We start from the raw sequence: 17264 nt of genomic DNA on the forward strand, positions 1-17264 counted from the left end.
CATTTTTCGCTGCCCTGCCGTTGGGAGAGGCAGAGCTTCCTCGGTATGCGGTCATTACCGCCGCGAAGCCCCGCACGACTCCCTAATAATTAGCTCCGGCATGTGATTAATACTGATTGCTTCTTCCGAGCCGTTGATCGCGCTAATCAGCTGCATAACCGCCATGCGGCCGAGATACTCGTTATGCAGGTCCATGGACGTCAGGCGCGGGATGCTGTAATCACTGTGAGGGAATTGGTCGCAGCTTGCAATAGCGATATCGGAAGGACATTCCAGGCCACGGTCCTTCATGGCACGGATTGCGCCAAGCGCAACCATATCATTAATCGCTATTATAGCCGTCGGCAACTTGCCGCTATTCTGATCTAGCAGTTGGTTCATCGCCGAATAACCGTCAGGCGCATAATAATCCGACGTTACGATGTATAAGTCGTTCACATCATGATGATAGGCTTTCATGGTTTGTTTGAAAGCTTCGATGCGGGAGGACGTAATGCGTATTCCTGGCTCGCCACCGACAAATCCGATCCGCTCATGCCCGAGCGCGATAAAATGATTCACGATTGAAGTCACGCCCTGCCTCGAATTGCGTTCTACGAACAAGCACTCGCATCCGTCAATTCGGGAGCCGACGATTACGACAGGCACTGACTTGTGGAGCTGATTCAAGGCATGGATGAAGTTCTCCGGTACGTCATCCTTATCGATCTGACCGCCGAGAATAAGGACGCCGTCTACTTGCTTCTCCAGAATAATCTTAAAATAGTCTTCTTCACTGAGAGGCGTATCATATTTATCGGGGTTGCGGGCAAACATCGTATTGAATAGAATCGTTGCGTACATATTTTTTAACGCGAAGCTTTCGATTTGCAAGAACAAAGAGGCAAAGTAAGGATTAGTGATATCCGGGAGGATAACGCCGATATTTTTCGTCTTATGATTGACCATGCCTCTTGCAAAAACACTGGGAGTGTAATTATATTCATCGATCATTTGTTGAATCAGCGCGCGCTTCTTCGGCGAAACGGAAGGGCTGTTGTTAAGCACGCGTGATACGGTGGATACGGAAACGCCGCATTTATCGGCAATTTCGGTAATGGTAATCTTACTTTTCAAAGGGGCACATCCTTTTGCAACCGGCATTTGGATAGATTCTAACCCAGTCGTTTTCATTTAGCAAGAACAAATTTGGTATCGTTACCAAATAAATTTCCGCTTAACGTGCTGACATATATAAATAATCGTTTGGACGCCGAAGAGACCAAATTTTTATGAAATTATCTGGAAAATTTCGTGTTGACATGTCATTTACCAGTCTGTTACATTGGCTGTGTAAAGAAATTGTGACGTTCAAATTTGGTAACGTTACCAAATATAAAGTCAGGGGTTGTTAGCTTTGGACAGAGAGATTCCATCTTCCATTCTTGCGGTAGATCTTGGCGGAACGAAAATGTTATTGGGAGAGATAACACCCGAAGGAAACATTCTCCGTTCAAAGCTTTATCCAAGCGACACTACATCTCAAGAGGCCGCTATGCAACAAATCATTCAAGCTGTTGAGGACTACATACACACCGTCCCTTTCGTGGCGAAACGTCAGCTTGGCATTGGAATCGCTGTTGTTGGACGGGTGGATCAGAAGCGGGGCATCTGGCATGAAATTGAACCGGGAAAATCACGATTGACGGATGTCAAAGCAATTATGGAATCCCGGTTCAGACTGCCTTGCGGCGTGGACAATGATGTCGCCTGCGCCACGCGATCTGAACAGAGGTTCGGTTGGGGGACAGAGTCCGATCATTTTATTTATCTTAATGTCGGCACCGGAATAGCCGCAGGCTTTGTCGCAAACGGGAGGTATGTTAAAGGTTCCCACTTCAACGCAGGCGAGATCGGACATACGGTTGTGGCTTCGGATTCGGATGTGTTATGCGGATGCGGGAGACTGGGCTGCGTAGAGCGGATAGCCTCCGGGCTTGGCATGCATGAGCGGGTAATGGCGCTGCACCAACGGTATCCGGGAACCTCGATCAAGATCAAGGAAGGCGAGCGCATAGCTGCGCGAGAGATTCTTCAGGCTGCGGAAGCAGGCGATAAGCTGGGACTCGACGTCAGTGAGGCAGCTGCGAAAGCACTTTCCTCCCTTATCATGAATCTCGTTCGTGTCAGCGATCCGGACACAATCGTCATTGGCGGAGGGCTGGCAGGAAGCTCTTATTTATGGAACAGGGTTAAACAACATTTGAATTCCCGAACTATGCGTTTTGTATCTAATGGGATTGTTACGACAAAGCAGGAGTCGCCGGATGCCTCACTTATTGGAGCAGCTTTGGTTGGGCTGGAGGCTTGGGAGACAACCGGCAAAAGAGATGAGGTGCAATGATGGAGTCGTTTATGAAGGATGTCAAAAAATCCGGCTATATTCATCGTCCGCTGCCATTGCGTAAGGAGCACTCCCTTGAGGAAGAGCAGAGTCGCCAATCGGTGCTTGAGGAGCGTTTGCTATACGAAGCTGGCCAGTTATTCACCGGTATGCTGGAATGGAAGCACCGCGGAGTCGGAGAGCTAAGCTGCACGCCGGAAGGTTTAGCTTGTCTCAGCTCGCCGACGCGTATGCCCCATTGGCCGGAAGGCGCACCTGCTGACGGGGATTATGTCAATTTCGGCACAGCATGGATGGCTGCAAGCTTCCAAGGCGAGAACTGGGACCATTACAATCGAATAACAGTGGAGTTGTTGCCTGATTTTCCAGGTGTTCCGAATGCTTATGTTATGATTTCATTCCGCAACGAGGGACTTATTCCGATTCCGGATATTTACCACCGCGAAGGAGTTCACGGCGTGAATCTGAACAATGGAGAATGGAATACGGTTCATCTCAATATAGAGGCGCTGCCAAGAGATGCGATTACGGAGCTGTCGATCAGCTATTTCCTGAACGGCAAGGAACGGGTGACCGGTGACCGGATGTCTCTTCAAATAAGGCTGGTGAAATTGGAGAGTGTGACGGGGCACGAAGTATCCAAAGGCTGGCTGCCAAAACCGGGCCAGTTCATCTACTCTCACAGCGGCTATCATCGGTCGGGCAGCAAGACGGCGCTCGCCGTTCAGATTCCTGAGAACGCTTACCGGCTTAGAGATGTGAATACCGGAGATGTTGTATACAGCGGCACCCCCGAGAACTTGAACAACAGCTTGGGTTCTTTCGACGTTTTGGATTTTTCAGATTTCAATAGTCCAGGCCGCTATTATCTTCAATCAGGCGACTCCGTCTCCGGCGCTTTTACGATTGGGGAAACGGAGGCGGTGTGGCACGACTCGATCTGGAAATCGCTGAACTTTATATTTTGCGAACGGTGCGGTTATCCTGTTCCCGGCATTCACGGCAGCTGCCATGCCGATGTCGTTGCTAAGCATGAGGATACCGTCATTTCCTTTAACGGCGGCTGGCATGACGCAGGAGATGTGTCGCAGCAGCTGATCCAGACGGCTGAGGTAACATTCGCTTTGTTTGAAATGGCGGAGAAGGTCAAGCTGCGTGACGAGGATTTGTATCTCAGGCTGCTTGAGGAGGGCGAGTGGGGACTTGATTTTATGCTGAAGACCCGTTTCGGTGACGGGTACAGAGCGACCAGTGCCGGCATTACCCGCTGGACGGATGGAAGAATCGGCAACATGGATGATGCTGAGGCTCGCGTCCACAAGCAAGCCTACGAGAACTTCTACTGCGCAGGAATGGAAGCGTATATGCACAGCCAGCTCATGGAGCAGCCAAGCGTTTCAGCGCATCTGCTCCGCATCGCTCAGGAAGATTTCCAATATGCGCTGGAGCAATTCGAACAGCATGGCTTCGACGAGAAGCCGATCTTCTGGGAGCACACGTATCAGACCTCGGAAAGCCTGTATATGGCGACAGCCTCGTGGGCGGCATCAATGTTATATGAAGCAACGGGAGAAACACGATACGCGGAAAAAGCCGCCGAGTTTATTGCCTATGTTCTCGAATGCCAGGAGCAAGAGGGTATCCGGCTTGACGTCGGTACAAAACTTGCGGGTTTTTTCTATCGTCACCCGGATAAGCGGGTTGTGCAGCATTTCAATCATCAGGCCAGGGAGCATTTGTACCTAATGGCGTTCGCAGCCGTTCACAAGTCACAACCCTCGCATCCCGATGCGGCACAATGGCTGGAAGCCATCCGATTGTACGGGGAATATGTAAAGTTACTGGCGGTGTACACCTTGCCTTATCCGATGCTGGCAAGCGGGGTATATCACACGGAAGAGCATCTTGATGAGCGAAGCTTTGGCTACCAGCATCTGTTGACCGACCATCGTGCCAAAGAAGATTACACCGAACAGCTGAAGAATGGCGTGAAGCTGAATGACAGCTATTATTTAAAGCGCTTTCCCGTATGGTTCTCGTTTAAAGGCAACAATGCGATCATCATGTCCGCCGGCAAAGCGGCTTCCATCGCCGGATTATATCTAAATGACCGTAAGCTCTTGGATATCGCAGAAGGCCAGCTGCATTGGATCGTCGGTAAAAATCCGTTTGGCCAGTCCCTTATGTACGGCGAGGGCTACCGTTATGCGCAGCAGTATGCTGTTCTGGGCGGCGAAATGACGGGAGAGATCCCGGTTGGCGTACAAACCTTCGGCAACGAAGACGAGCCGTATTGGCCGCAGTTCAACAACGCTACTTACAAGGAAGTATGGACGGGTAATGCAGGCAAATGGCTGTCGATTGTTGCGGACCTCTATGAAATGGATTTCAAAAACAAGGCGTTTCGATAGGAGGGCTAATCCCGAAATGATCAATGAAAGGTTAAAGAATTTGACTCTGGAGCAAAAGATCGGGCAATTGTTTATGTGCGGTTTTGACGGCACTGAGCCTAACGAATCGATACTTCAGCACCTTCGCGATTACCACATTGGCGGTGTGAATTTCTTCCGGCGCAATCTTCGGTCTCCTGAACAGGCGTCGGAATTAACGGCTAGTCTTCAAAGAGAATCAGCTATTCCGCTGCTCATCTCGCTCGACCAAGAAGGGGGGATGGTGTCAGGCATTGAGCAGGGAATCACGCTTATGCCCGGCAATATGGCGCTTGGCGCAGCGGGAGACGAAGCCGGGGTGTATAACGCAGCCCTTATCTCCGGAACGGAGCTTCGCGCAATGGGGCTGAATATGAATTTTGCTCCTTGTATCGATGTGAATAACAATCCGCTGAACCCGGTTATTGGTGTACGTTCTTATGGTGAAAATCCGGAGCTGGTCGGGAGGATGGGGTCGGCAGCGGTAAAGGGGTATCAGACCGCCGGCATCACAGCCACAGTCAAGCATTTTCCGGGACATGGCGATACGAGCGCCGATTCGCATCATGAGCTTCCATTGGTTGCCCATGACCGGGAACGGCTGCATGAGGTGGAGCTTGTACCGTTTAAACGGGCGATCGCGTCAGGCGTTGACGCCATCATGACGGCGCATGTGATTTTCCCGGCTTATGAGTCCCGGCCAATCCCAGCAACCTTATCGCATCCGATTCTGACCGGACTTCTTCGCGGGGAGCTGGGCTTTGAAGGCGTTATTACGACAGATTGCCTGGAGATGAATGCTGTTTCGCAAGGGGTTGGCGTCGGAGAAGGCGCGGTTTTGGCTATTGAAGCGGGAGCTGATCTCGTGCTCATCAGCCATCAGCTCCATTTGCAGGTTGAAGGACTAAAGGCGGCTATTAAGGCGGTAAGAGAAGGTCGGATCAGCGAATCCCGCATCGATGAATCGGTCGTACGGTTGCTGAAGCTGAAGGAAAAACGCGGCTTATTCAACCTTCAGCCTTCATCTCCCGGGTTGATTCGTCAATTGGTGGGGTCACAGGAACACCAGGCGGCTGCACGAAATATCAGCGAAAGAAGCATTACGGTTGTACGGGGCAATAATCAGATCCCTCTTAATAAAGAAGAAGCTACCTACATTGTATGGCCGAATATGCGTCCCGTCTCGGAAACGGCAGAGCCGCTTGGAGAAGAAACGACACTTGGCAGATTACTCGCCGGATGGCTTGCAGCATGTAAAGAGCAGATCATCGCCGTTAATCCGGACGAAGAGGAGATCGCTAAAGTGCTGTCGGACAGCCAAGGCTATCGCCAGATCATCGTCGGCACCTATAATGCCGTATTCTCGGAAGGACAACAGCATATGGTGACTGCGTTGGCAGCTAGGGAAGGCGTGCTGTTAACGATCGTATCGCTGCGGATGCCGTATGACCTGAACGTGTTCCCGGAAGTTAGCGGATATATCGCGTGTTACGAGAATAAACCGCTGACGATCAGGTCGCTGGCCAAAGTATTGACGGGAGAGATTCAGGCGAGCGGCATGCTGCCAGTTACCTTGCAGACGGCGTTCGACCATTAATAGATGACAACTGTTGGAGGGGTGCGCATGGATGCTCACGCAACAACGTCAGTCAAGCTAGAGAAGCAGCGCAATAAGAAAAGCAGAGTATACACGCTTGCGCGGAAATTCATGGCGCAAAGATATTTGCAGGCGATGGCACTCGTCGGAATTGCCTGGATGATTATTTTCAGCTACGTTCCGTTGTACGGTCTGATCATTGCCTTTAAGGAATACGACATTACCCGGTCGATTAGCGAATCGCCATGGGTCGGATTAGCCCAGTTCAAGGAATTCCTGACAGACGACAGTCTGCCTTATGTGCTTAAGAACACGCTAGCGATGAGTGCGCTCAAGCTTCTAATCGGATTTCCGATTCCGATTCTATTCGCTTTATTTGTTAACGAATTACGCTCGCTGCGTTATAAAAAAATCGTGCAAACCATCTCCTACCTGCCGCATTTCTTATCCTGGGTCATCCTGGGCGGCATCTTGACTACTTGGCTGGCGGACGTCGGTATAATCAACGACTTACTGATGGCCCTGCACCTCATCAAAGAACCGATCAGCTATCTGGCCGAACCCGGTTACTTCTGGACGATCATCGTGAGCTCGGACATTTGGAAGGAGCTAGGCTGGAACGCCATCATTTATTTGGCCGCGATCGCCAGCGTCTCGCCGGAATTGTACGAAGCGGCTACCATGGATGGCGCAAGCCGTTTTCAGAAGATGTTTCTGATTACTCTCCCGATGATTAAAGGCACCATCGCCATTTTGTTTATCCTGGCCATCAGCGGCATCTTGTCCTCGAACTTCGACCAGGTCTTTATTCTAAAAAACCAGCTGAACGAAAGCTCTAGCAATGTCATCGACACTTACGTCTATCAAGTGGGAATATCGGAAGGACGTTACTCATACTCCACGGCGGTTGGTTTGTTCAAATCGATCATTGCGTTCCTTCTCCTCTTGTCCGCGAATTATGTGACGAAAAAGCTCAACGATACTTCGCTTTTATAACCGGTAAAGGGATGATCCGATGCTGAAAAACCGAACAACCGCAGAAAGGCTGTTTGACTGGGGCAATATTGCGCTAATGCTGGTCATTTGCTTTCTCACGATTTATCCGATTTGGTACGTTATCGTCAATTCGTTCAACGAAGGCCAGGACGCTATGCGCGGCGGCATCTACTGGCTTCCGCGGGTGTTCAGTCTCGACAATTACAAGACCGTCTTCCAGAACAAAGGCCTGATGACGGCCATGGGCATTACCGTGGCAAAAACGGTAGTCGGCACTGCGCTCCACGTGTTTTTTACGGCGATGGTTGCCTATGCATTTTCCCGCAAGGAGCTGGTGGGCAGAACGCTGTATATGTACATCGGCACCGTGACACTCTTTTTCAGCGGCGGGCTGATTCCTTATTATTTGCTGATCCGCGACCTGGGGCTGCTCGACAGCTTTTGGGTATATATCTTCCCGGCGATGTTCAGCTTTTTCGATCTGATTATCTTCCTTGCTTTTTTCCGGGAAATGCCCGAAGGGCTGGAGGAAGCGGCGAGAATCGACGGGGCGAATGACTTCAAAATCTTTTACCGAATTATTATTCCCTGCTCGATGCCCGTCATTGCTACGATCTCGCTGTTCCACGGCGTGTACCAATGGAATGATTATTTCACGGCCGTCATCTTTACGAATAATCCGGACCTGCAGCCGATTCAAACTTTCCTTTACCGCATCGTCGCCTTATCCGGCTCGAACCAAATCGCTTCGATGGTACCCGACAATGTTGTCCGCAAAGTGACATCACAATCTGTAAAACTCGCCACGATGGTCGTTGCTACGCTGCCGATCGTCATCGTATACCCGTTTTTGCAAAAGTATTTCGTTAAAGGCTTTATGATTGGCTCCATTAAAGGTTGATTGGATCATTCACAAGCTTTGGTTCTCACAACAAAGACCATATAAAACAAATACGAGAGGGGTAATCATTTTGAGGAAAATGCGAAAGGCGTTAACGGTAGTGACGCTGGTCGGCCTGCTGGGCACAGCGGCAGCTTGTTCGTCTTCGAATGACAATAAGCCTGCGACAGCGAATAAGGGAACGGAGCCATCGGCGGCAGTGGAGACCACAAAGCTCGATCCGAACGTACCTGGCTGGAAAACGGACACGAAGCCAATCAAGTTCGACTGGTATGTTAACTTCTCATGGTTTACGAGCAAGTGGGGCGAAGACAACACGTCGAAGTACATTACGAAGAAAACAGGCGTCGATCTGAATCTGATTGTGCCTGCCGGCAATGAGAATGAAAAAATGAATACGATGATCGCTTCCGGTAAGCTTCCGGATTTCATTACCCTCGACGTTGGCGACCCGAACGTACAGAAGCTGATCGACAGCGGACTTGTGCTTCCGTTAAATAAGCTGGCGGATGAATATGACCCGTACTTGTACACCGTTGCCGATCCGGACAAAATCTCATGGTTTACCCAAGAAGACGGCAATTTCTACGGTTATCCGAACTCATCGTCTTCTCCTAACGATTACAAGAAATACGGCTTACAGTATACATCGAACCAAACATTCCTGGTCCGTAAAGACATGTATGAAGCGCTCGGCAAGCCCGAGATGAGAACGCCGGAAGGGTTCCTGAACGCATTGAAGGCGGCTAAGGAGAAATTTCCGGAAGTGAACGGCCAGCCGCTGATCCCGCTTGCTTTCCATGAATTTGGAGACAACGGCAACTATTCGCTGGAAGATTTCCTGCAGAACTTCCTGGCGATTCCGCAGCAAAAGGACGGAAAACTGTATGATCGTTCGACCGATCCGGAATATCTCAAATGGCTGAAGGTATTCCGCAAGGCTAATGAAATGGGCTTACTCTCCAAGGACATTTTTATCGACAAACGACCGCAAATGGATGAGAAGGAAGTGCAAGGCCGTTACTTCGCGATGTTGTACCAGATCGCGGACGTAGGCGTACAGAACGCCGCCGTCTACAAAACGGATCCGGACAAAATCTACATCCCGATCGATGGTCCGGCGAACGCTAATCTCGATCAGCCGACATTATCCGGTCCGGGCATCTCCGGCTGGACGATTACGCTCATTTCCAAAAATGTAAAAGATAAAAAACGCGCCATCGAGTTTATGAGCTATATGATCAGTGAAGAAGGACAAAAGGATTTCTGTCTGGGTGAAAAAGGCGTTACCTATGATACGATTGACGGCAAAGACCAATTCCTCGAAAGTTATCTGACGGCGACGGACGGAGCCAAATACGGCGCGGAATATACGTATTGGATGATGATGGACACGAACATGTGGCTCGAATGGGCACCGCCTACGCAAGAGCCTTATCTGTCTACTGGCCAGTGGACGAAAGGAAAGACGCATAACTTCTCTGAATTCACGCAGCTGACGCCAGGCGGTACTTCACCGGAAGGCGTGATCTGGACCAAAATCCAGCAGCTATGGGGCAAAACGCTGCCGAAGCTGCTCATGGCGAAAAACGATGGGGACTTTGACCAGCTCTACAATAAGTTCCTCAAAGACCGCGACAATCTGGGATATGCCAAGGTGCAGGCTTACATGCAGACGAAATACGAGGAAAATTTGAAGAAGCTAAACAAAGCGTAACGGATACCAAACAATCGGTGAGAGAGGGGCAGCGACAGTGAAGAAAACAGTGTGCATTATTCGCGATGACATGTACCATCCCAAGGAATTGATCGATCCTCAAATGGAAAAAGTGTTCGACCGCGAGGTTTGGAATGTCGTGCTGAGTAATCGTCTGCGCGATGCAATCGATTCCAGCGATTCGATTGATCTTCTTGTCATGTTGACGGTAGGTCGACCGGACGGTGAAGGGGATATTACCTTTGATGAGCAAGAGCAGGTCATCTCGCGCGTGAAAGATGGCATGGGTATCTTGTTCGTGCACGCTGGTCTTGTGCTAATTGAAGAAGACAGTCCATTTTATAAGACTCTAAACTCCGGGCGGTTCATCGGCCACTCTCATAATCATGTTCCTGTTGAAAATGTGCCAATCCGCAATGTGACTAATCCTATTCTGGAGGGCGTCGAACCTTTCACGGTAATGGATGAGCATTATTACTGTCAGGTTAACATCGCACGGACGGACATGCTCATGCTCAGTACATCGGAGGCGGTAACGGCCGCTGGAGGGTGGGCGCATTCCTTCGGGAAAGGGAAGGTTGTTGGACTCACTCCCGGCCATACGGAGGAAGCGCTTGGCAATCCGCAGATGATTCAATTGCTCAAAAATGCTTCGAACTGGGCAACAATCAACTAGTAAAAAGGCTGCCCCTCGTGATGACGAGGACAGCCATATTTATAGTATGAGCAACGGAGATGGGAACTGACACTTAGCTTGAAATGGAGGAATCTGCAGCTTGAACATTTACGAGAATGCCAGCGTACAGTTCGTGAAGCAAGGAAAGGCTGCTTTAGTTAAGGAGACGTTTCAGGAACGGTCTTTGGACGAAAGAGAAATATTCGGGAAAACATTAGTGTCGCTGATCTCTTCGGGCTCCGAGCGCGGAGGGTATATGGACTATTTCGGCGGCAGTCGCTACCCGATGGAGATTGGTTATGCCGTAGTCATGCAAGTGATAGGCACGGGAAGCAAGGTAAAGCATGCGAAGCCCGGAGATATCATATTTGCGAGCGCCCCGCATCGTTTATACAATTTTGTCTCTGAGGATGACATTGTTCCGATGATGGAGGGGATGCTGCCCGAGGAGGCCGTACTATGTCGCATCCCGGCCGTGTCGATGACGGCTATGCTGAAGACACAGATCAAACCGGTTGAACCCGTGTTGGTGACGGGGCTTGGCATTGTTGGGCTGATGTGTGCACAGATGATGAAGCATTGCGGTTATACCGTATATGCAGTCGACCCTGGCGAGAAAAGGAGGCAAATCGCACGCGATTGCGGTTTGCTCCATGTGTACGCTTCAATTAAGGATTGCCAAGCAGCCGGCAGGTTCGGTCTGGCCATGGAATGCTCCGGTGCGGAGCAAGCAGCGCTTGACGCACTGGACGTGCTGCGCAAGGGAGGGGAACTGTCGCTGATTGGCGTTCCTTGGTACAGGGGGACCGATACGTGGGCGCATGACATATTCCTGAAAGTGTTTTACGGATTTATTACGATGACTTCCGGCTGGGAATGGAGCATTCCGCGGCATTCCTCTGAATTTATGCCTGGCAGCAACTATGGCAATTTTGCGGTCGGTATGGAGTGGATCAAAAACGGCGCTCTGAAAGTGGACGGCATTTATGAGCTGGTCGATCCAGCGCGTTGTGACGACGCTTATCAGTCACTTGTAAACAAGACTTATGCGAAGACGTGTACGATTTTTGATTGGAGATCGATGTAGTAGATCTTATAACAATAATCAATTGGAGAGATAAGCATGAAAATTACGATTGAGAAAGATGAAAGAGCGTTCGATATCGCCGCCGCTTGGCGAATTGTAACGCAGATGCTGAAGAAACCTGAAGCGGTAATTGGTTTATCCACGGGGCAGACGACAGGCGGCATGCATGCCGTCGTATCGGAGCTATACGAGAAGTATCCGTTTGATGTATCCCGCGTGACTATATTCAACGTCGACGAGCTGACTAACCTCGATCGGAGTTATTCCGGAAGCTGCTATTCGATGATCTATGAGCAGCTATTTAAGAATCTTGGCATTCCAGATGAAAACTTCATTATGCCGCCTACGATGTCTGATGATTTTGAACGGGAATGCCGTTTGTTCGAGGACGCTCTTGCTTCTCGCGGGGGCGTCGACCTGCAAATGCTCGGAATAGGCTTCAATGGCCATGTTGGCATTAATCAGCCGGGAACCCCGTTCGAGAGCACGACCTGGGTATCGCCGATGGACCCGATCTTCGAAGCACGCGTCCGCAAAGAGACGGGCGTCGGCCCAGAGCATCCGCTGGGCGGATTGACGCTCGGTATTAAAAACATTATGCATACCCGTCATCTCATACTTGTCGCAAAAGGAAAGCATAAGGCTGACATTATTGAGCAGGCGCTGTTTGGGCCTGTTAATTCGGATATGCCCGCATCCATTGTTCAGCTTCATCCGAATTGTGAAGTACTGCTCGACGCGGACGCCGCGTCAGCCATTATCCACCGTTTATAGGGATAGCCGATGATGACGGAAAGAGATGGGGGAGATGGAAATGAAGTTTGCACTGGCGATGTATACGGTCTACGAGGATATGAAGCGGGATCTGGATGCTACGCTTGGCGCAGTTCGTGAGATGGGCTACGAAGGTATTGAAATGTACGGCGAGACTTTATGGCCTGCTTCCGTGGTTAAGGAACTCCTCGCAAAGCATCGACTGGAGTTATGCGGCTGGCATGTGGAGTGGAGACTGCTGCAGCCTGACACGCTGGAGAATACGATTCGTTATCATGCAGAGCTCGGCAATCCGAACATCATTATCCCATGTCTCGGAGGCCCGTGGAACGTCGGGCATATGCCGGAAGATAACCATGCAGAGACTTGGCTTCGTTATGCGGAGCAAATGAATGAGCTTGCGGACCGATTGGAGATGAAAGGCATGCGGCTTGGCTATCATACTCATGCACATGAGTTTCATGACAGCTTTGACGGCGTAACTCCATGGGATATTCTTATCGAGCATACGAAGCCTTCGGTGTTTTTAGAGCTCGATACCGGTAATTGTCTGGAGGGGGCAGGCGATCCCGTTCGTGCGCTTACTCAAACAGCCGGCCGGCTTCGGGTTGTGCATTGTAAGCCGTTTGATTCTAAACAAGGTACCGAGGCTGCTATTGCATCCGATGGCGATCTTAATGACTGGCCGTTAATTCTTCAGCAATGCAAATCGGGAGGCTGCGAGTGGCTGGCGATAGAGAATGAATCACGGACGAGAGGGAGCAAGCTTGCGGTTGCGGAGCAAGATTTGAGGAGCCTAATAAGTCAGTTAAGAGAAGCGACTTAATTGCGAAAGGGTGGCTTTCATATGGAACGAAAACATCCCAGCCTGCATCATGTTGGAATGACCTCCAGTCACTTCGAGCAGACCGTCAAGTTTTACGAGGAGGGACTTGGCTTCACTGTAAAGCATATATGGGGGAAAGATAAACGCGTCTATATGATGGATATGGGCGACGGCTCTTGCATCGAGGTGTCCGAGGGGGGAGCGGAGGATACGCCGGCAAGCGGCCGTTGGCTTCACGTTGCTTTGTGGACGGATGACATACGCACGAGCTACGATCGGGCGATTGCCGCAGGAGGGAAGTCTAAACTGCCGCCTACGTTTGCGGATATTATGGAAGCGAAGCCAGAGCCGGTCTACATGTACTTTGCTTATGTAATTGGGTTCGATGGCGAAGAAATCGAGTTTATTCAAGAAGTGAAGGGGAGGGAGCCTTGGGATCAGCGAACGACGATTGTAACGTAGACCCACAATGCAGAACATAACCGGCAGCTGATCATGAAGCCTATGATCAGCTGCCGGTTTATTTTAAGTTAAGGCTTAAGAAATATAAAACAGTTATTAATGTATTACCAACCCGCATGGATCCACGCGTTAGGCCAAGTTATAAAAACATTAGTCGACTTGGCTTACTTGCATCGCTTTTGAATAAACAACTAAGAAAAAGCCATGCACTTTTCATTTGCAAAATAACATCACAATTCTGCAAGATATTTGGCGGTGCGGATCATTTGGCTGGTAAAAGAGTTTTCGTTATCATACCATGCAGCTATTTTCACTAGAGTATCTGTTCCTAGTTCCATTACATTTGTTTGCGTGGCGTCAAACAAGCTGCCGTAAGTCATGCCAATAATATCGGACGAAACAAGCTCTTCCTCTGTATATCCGTATTGCTCCGACTGGGACTGCTCCATCTTTTCGTTGACCTGCTCCGCAGTTACGGATCCATCCACGACTACTGTCAGTTCTGTGAGGGAGCCAGCCATCACCGGCACTCTTTGGGATACACCATCCAGTTTGCCCTCTAAAGAAGGGATCACTAGCCCTATTGCTTTTGCTGCCCCGGTTGACGTTGGGATGATGTTGCCAGCCGCAGCGCGAGCCCGACGCAAGTCACCTTTAGCGTGAGGGCCATCAAGGGTATTCTGGTCGTTTGTATAAGCATGTATCGTTGTCATAAAACCTTTTTTTATCGGCGAAAGCTCGTTAAGGTAATAGACCATTGGAGCTAGACAGTTCGTAGTGCAGGATGCGGCCGAAACGATAGTGTCCTCTTTAGTTAGCGTGTGTTCATTAACGCCATATACAATTGTGGGAATATCTTTGCCGGCAACGGTGGAGACGACCACCTTTTTTGCGCCTGCCTCTATATGAGCTGAAGCCGCTTTTTTTGATGCAAAAAGGCCTGTACACTCCAAAACTAAGTCAACTTGCAATTCTTTCCACGGGAGCTTGCCGGGATCTCTTTCAGCATAAATCGGAATATCAACATTGTTCACGATCAGGCTATTAGCAGTAAAATCAATTCTTTCATCATAATCTCGCTGCGTTGTGTCGTGTTTTAGCAAATGCGCAAGCATCTTTGGACTTGTCAGATCATTGATAGCAACAATCTGATATCCTTCTGTACCAAATAGCTGCCGAAAGGCAAGCCTGCCAATTCTACCAAAACCATTAATCGCAATGTTGACTGCCATAATTATAACCACCTTTCTTTGTCTCGCTTAAAAGTATATCTTTCATATCTTTATGGTACACTGTTAAAAGTGAAGAGATTGACTATACTATTTGTCAGGTGAGAACCATGCCGCAAATCGACCGCCACAAAGATAGGACGGTAAATATTGAATTTATTGCCACTGAGGATTTGAACCGCCTTCCCTATCAGGAGCGTCTTACTATAATCTTTATTACCTCTGGCAGCATAAACGGGGTACTCAACGAGCGACCGATCGCGATTACTGCACCCGGCGTTCTCTGTTTGACCGAAAAAGATTCGATACAAATAATTGAAAAGCATAATGCTTCTGCGCAATCATTCAGTTATCATCCCGATTTTCTTAATACCGTCCCGATTTCTGAAACAGAAGACTACTTTCCTAGCCATCTGAAAATACAAACAGGTCTTTCGCTTTTTCAGGACAATCCTACGCGCACTGGAGTACCTTTTGTTACCGAGAAAGCATACCCGCAAATATTTGAGTGGTTTTTTGTGCTTGGAACTGAAGTGTTCGCGCAAAGCGATGCAAACTGGGTGTGTAGAATCAAAAAATATCTTATTCAGATATTAGGATTGCTTGAGGATTTGAATCGCCAAAGCGAACAATCCCCAGTTGATTTAGTACTGGAATATATACATACCAACTATGCAAATAAAGTCACCTTGGAAGATTTAACGAAATGCGCACACTTGAATCGTGTGTCGCTTAATAAGATGTTTCAAGAAAGATGCGGATGTACAGCCATAGGATATTTGCTATTACACCGCTTGAAAGTTGCGGGGGATCTTCTTACCCATACAGGTATGAGCTTGAACGAAATAGCGCGTGCCACAGGATTTGAGTATGACACTTACTTCATCAAACAATTTACAGCTAAGAAAGGATTGTCTCCAACCGTATATCGAAACATCTCCCGTCAATTCGCGAGTGCTCAATAGGGAATTGCATTGCTAGGTTGCCAATAGCGAGAAAATCCCCAATATGGCATATTCCTTAGAAACGATTATGAGAATTGTTTGTTCATGAAAGCAAAAGACACTGATTGAGTTTCTTCATCAGTGTCTTTTTTATATCGAGAGTGATTCTAAGCCTTTAGAATATGAACAACGGAAGAGGGAGCAACCGGCAAACGATAGAGAATGCGAGAAGTGGTAAAGAATGAAGAAGAAAGCAGAAGTGGTTGCCTCAAATCGATATAAAAGCAACCGTTCCCTGTTACATTCGAGAAGCGGACGGTGCCTGACACAATATTAGCTAGCAAGTTATTCATCAGCCTATGCAACCGGACCTCATCGTCAGGGTTAGGTTTTTACTAGAGTTAGTCAAAGGCGAACAACAGCGGACCGGGAAGGATGAAATATAGGCGTTATTATACAACTCACTCAAAAAGGGTGGTTTTATTTCGGATCCGGGGGGAGCAGCCGAGATTATCGCAAGCTCAATGAACCGCGGCGTATCTTTAGAAGAAGCGCATAACAATATTGGATTAAGTTCTCTATCTTATGAACTGAATATGAAGAACACTAGCGAAATCATCAAACGTTATACTAGCAGTAAATTATTACCTGTTGAAATCTAAAATCTAATCATGCTATATTATAACTCCGGCCGCGAGAGACAAGCGGTTCGGACGAAAAGCTAAAAATCATCGAGTAATTGGATGAAAAATAAAGCTTGACACTGAATTCGATAACGTGATAAGATATGAAACGTTGTTTAAAAAAATTGTTCTTTGAAAACTGAACAACGAGCGAAACTGCCCCGTTAGAAATAACGGAAAAGCGATTTTTTAAATGAATGAGCAAGTCAAACATCTGAGATTTTCCTGATCGATTCGATCGATCGAGAAAACTCTTTAATGGAGAGTTTGATCCTGGCTCAGGACGAACGCTGGCGGCGTGCCTAATACATGCAAGTCGAGCGGACTTTGCCTTCGGGTAAGGTTAGCGGCGGACGGGTGAGTAACACGTGGGTAACCTGCCCATAAGACTGGGATAACATTCGGAAACGAATGCTAATACCGGATACGCGAAGCGGTCGCATGATCGAATCGGGAAAGGCGGAGCAATCTGCCACTTATGGATGGACCCGCGGCGCATTAGCTAGTTGGTGGGGTAACGGCTCACCAAGGCGACGATGCGTAGCCGACCTGAGAGGGTG

At 48.9% G+C, this 17264-nt stretch carries 14 protein-coding genes and 1 rRNA gene; 13 read left to right on the forward strand and 2 right to left on the reverse strand.

Annotated elements, in window-relative coordinates:
- Positions 1–54: 54 nt before the first annotated feature.
- Positions 55–1116, reverse strand: a complete 1062-nt coding sequence (locus WFJ73_RS05640; protein ID WP_336772084.1) for a LacI family DNA-binding transcriptional regulator — start codon at positions 1114–1116, stop codon at positions 55–57.
- Positions 1117–1396: 280 nt separating this feature from the next.
- Between WFJ73_RS05640 and WFJ73_RS05645 the strand changes: the two genes are divergently transcribed.
- The 11 genes from WFJ73_RS05645 (at position 1397) to WFJ73_RS05695 (ending at position 13848) form a co-directional block, all read left to right on the forward strand.
- Positions 1397–2383, forward strand: coding sequence for an ROK family protein (locus WFJ73_RS05645; protein WP_336772085.1), 987 nt, complete (start codon positions 1397–1399; stop codon positions 2381–2383).
- Complete coding sequence (locus WFJ73_RS05650; protein WP_336772086.1) at positions 2380–4794, forward strand: glycoside hydrolase family 9 protein; 2415 nt, start codon at positions 2380–2382, stop codon at positions 4792–4794. Before WFJ73_RS05645 ends, WFJ73_RS05650 begins: the two co-directional genes overlap by 4 nt.
- A gap of 16 nt (positions 4795–4810) precedes the next feature.
- Positions 4811–6409: a beta-N-acetylhexosaminidase gene (gene nagZ, locus WFJ73_RS05655; RefSeq protein WP_336772087.1), complete on the forward strand. Its 1599-nt coding sequence runs from the start codon at positions 4811–4813 to the stop codon at positions 6407–6409.
- Positions 6410–6436: 27 nt separating this feature from the next.
- Positions 6437–7405, forward strand: coding sequence for an ABC transporter permease (locus tag WFJ73_RS05660; RefSeq protein ID WP_336772088.1), 969 nt, complete (start codon positions 6437–6439; stop codon positions 7403–7405).
- A 19-nt stretch (positions 7406–7424) separates the two neighbouring features.
- Positions 7425–8306, forward strand: coding sequence for a carbohydrate ABC transporter permease (locus WFJ73_RS05665; RefSeq protein ID WP_336772089.1), 882 nt, complete (start codon positions 7425–7427; stop codon positions 8304–8306).
- Between the two features lie 79 nt (positions 8307–8385).
- A complete protein-coding gene (locus tag WFJ73_RS05670) occupies positions 8386–10023 on the forward strand; it encodes an extracellular solute-binding protein (RefSeq protein ID WP_336772137.1) in 1638 nt (545 codons plus the stop codon).
- Between the two features lie 37 nt (positions 10024–10060).
- Positions 10061–10699 (forward strand): ThuA domain-containing protein, encoded by a 639-nt coding sequence (locus tag WFJ73_RS05675; protein WP_336772090.1) that lies wholly within the window; start codon positions 10061–10063, stop codon positions 10697–10699.
- Positions 10700–10799: 100 nt separating this feature from the next.
- The gene (locus WFJ73_RS05680; RefSeq protein WP_336772091.1) at positions 10800–11786 is read left to right on the forward strand and encodes a zinc-binding dehydrogenase; all 987 of its coding nucleotides are present in this window, start codon (positions 10800–10802) and stop codon (positions 11784–11786) included.
- A gap of 36 nt (positions 11787–11822) precedes the next feature.
- A complete protein-coding gene (locus WFJ73_RS05685) occupies positions 11823–12560 on the forward strand; it encodes a 6-phosphogluconolactonase (protein ID WP_336772092.1) in 738 nt (245 codons plus the stop codon).
- Positions 12561–12600: 40 nt separating this feature from the next.
- Complete coding sequence (locus WFJ73_RS05690; protein WP_336772093.1) at positions 12601–13386, forward strand: sugar phosphate isomerase/epimerase family protein; 786 nt, start codon at positions 12601–12603, stop codon at positions 13384–13386.
- A gap of 21 nt (positions 13387–13407) precedes the next feature.
- Positions 13408–13848, forward strand: a complete 441-nt coding sequence (locus WFJ73_RS05695) for a VOC family protein (RefSeq protein ID WP_336772094.1) — start codon at positions 13408–13410, stop codon at positions 13846–13848.
- 230 nt (positions 13849–14078) lie between these two features.
- On the opposite strand, the gene gap is transcribed toward WFJ73_RS05695, so the two are convergent.
- Entirely contained in the window at positions 14079–15080 is a 1002-nt protein-coding gene (gene gap / locus WFJ73_RS05700; protein WP_336772095.1) for a type I glyceraldehyde-3-phosphate dehydrogenase, read from the reverse strand.
- Positions 15081–15187: 107 nt separating this feature from the next.
- Here gap and WFJ73_RS05705 point away from each other — a divergent pair, with 107 nt between their 5' ends.
- Both WFJ73_RS05705 and WFJ73_RS05710 read left to right on the forward strand, forming a co-directional pair.
- Complete coding sequence (locus WFJ73_RS05705; RefSeq protein ID WP_336772096.1) at positions 15188–16042, forward strand: helix-turn-helix domain-containing protein; 855 nt, start codon at positions 15188–15190, stop codon at positions 16040–16042.
- Between the two features lie 917 nt (positions 16043–16959).
- Positions 16960–17264 (forward strand): 16S ribosomal RNA (locus WFJ73_RS05710); the annotation flags it as partial.

Source organism: Paenibacillus sp. MMO-58, from assembly GCF_037146255.1.
Lineage (GTDB): Bacteria > Bacillota > Bacilli > Paenibacillales > Paenibacillaceae > Pristimantibacillus.

Excerpts from the sequence above, each read along its gene's own strand:
- WFJ73_RS05650 (WP_336772086.1), top strand. The coding sequence starts at position 2,380 with ATGATGGAGTCGTTTATGAAGGATGTCAAAAAATCCGGCTATATTCAT.
- nagZ (WP_336772087.1), top strand. The coding sequence starts at position 4,811 with ATGATCAATGAAAGGTTAAAGAATTTGACTCTGGAGCAAAAGATCGGG.
- WFJ73_RS05660 (WP_336772088.1), top strand. The coding sequence starts at position 6,437 with ATGGATGCTCACGCAACAACGTCAGTCAAGCTAGAGAAGCAGCGCAAT.
- WFJ73_RS05665 (WP_336772089.1), top strand. The coding sequence starts at position 7,425 with ATGCTGAAAAACCGAACAACCGCAGAAAGGCTGTTTGACTGGGGCAAT.
- WFJ73_RS05670 (WP_336772137.1), top strand. The coding sequence starts at position 8,386 with ATGCGAAAGGCGTTAACGGTAGTGACGCTGGTCGGCCTGCTGGGCACA.
- WFJ73_RS05685 (WP_336772092.1), top strand. The coding sequence starts at position 11,823 with ATGAAAATTACGATTGAGAAAGATGAAAGAGCGTTCGATATCGCCGCC.
- WFJ73_RS05690 (WP_336772093.1), top strand. The coding sequence starts at position 12,601 with ATGAAGTTTGCACTGGCGATGTATACGGTCTACGAGGATATGAAGCGG.
- WFJ73_RS05695 (WP_336772094.1), top strand. The coding sequence starts at position 13,408 with ATGGAACGAAAACATCCCAGCCTGCATCATGTTGGAATGACCTCCAGT.
- gap (WP_336772095.1), bottom strand. The coding sequence starts at position 15,080 with ATGGCAGTCAACATTGCGATTAATGGTTTTGGTAGAATTGGCAGGCTT.
- WFJ73_RS05705 (WP_336772096.1), top strand. The coding sequence starts at position 15,188 with ATGCCGCAAATCGACCGCCACAAAGATAGGACGGTAAATATTGAATTT.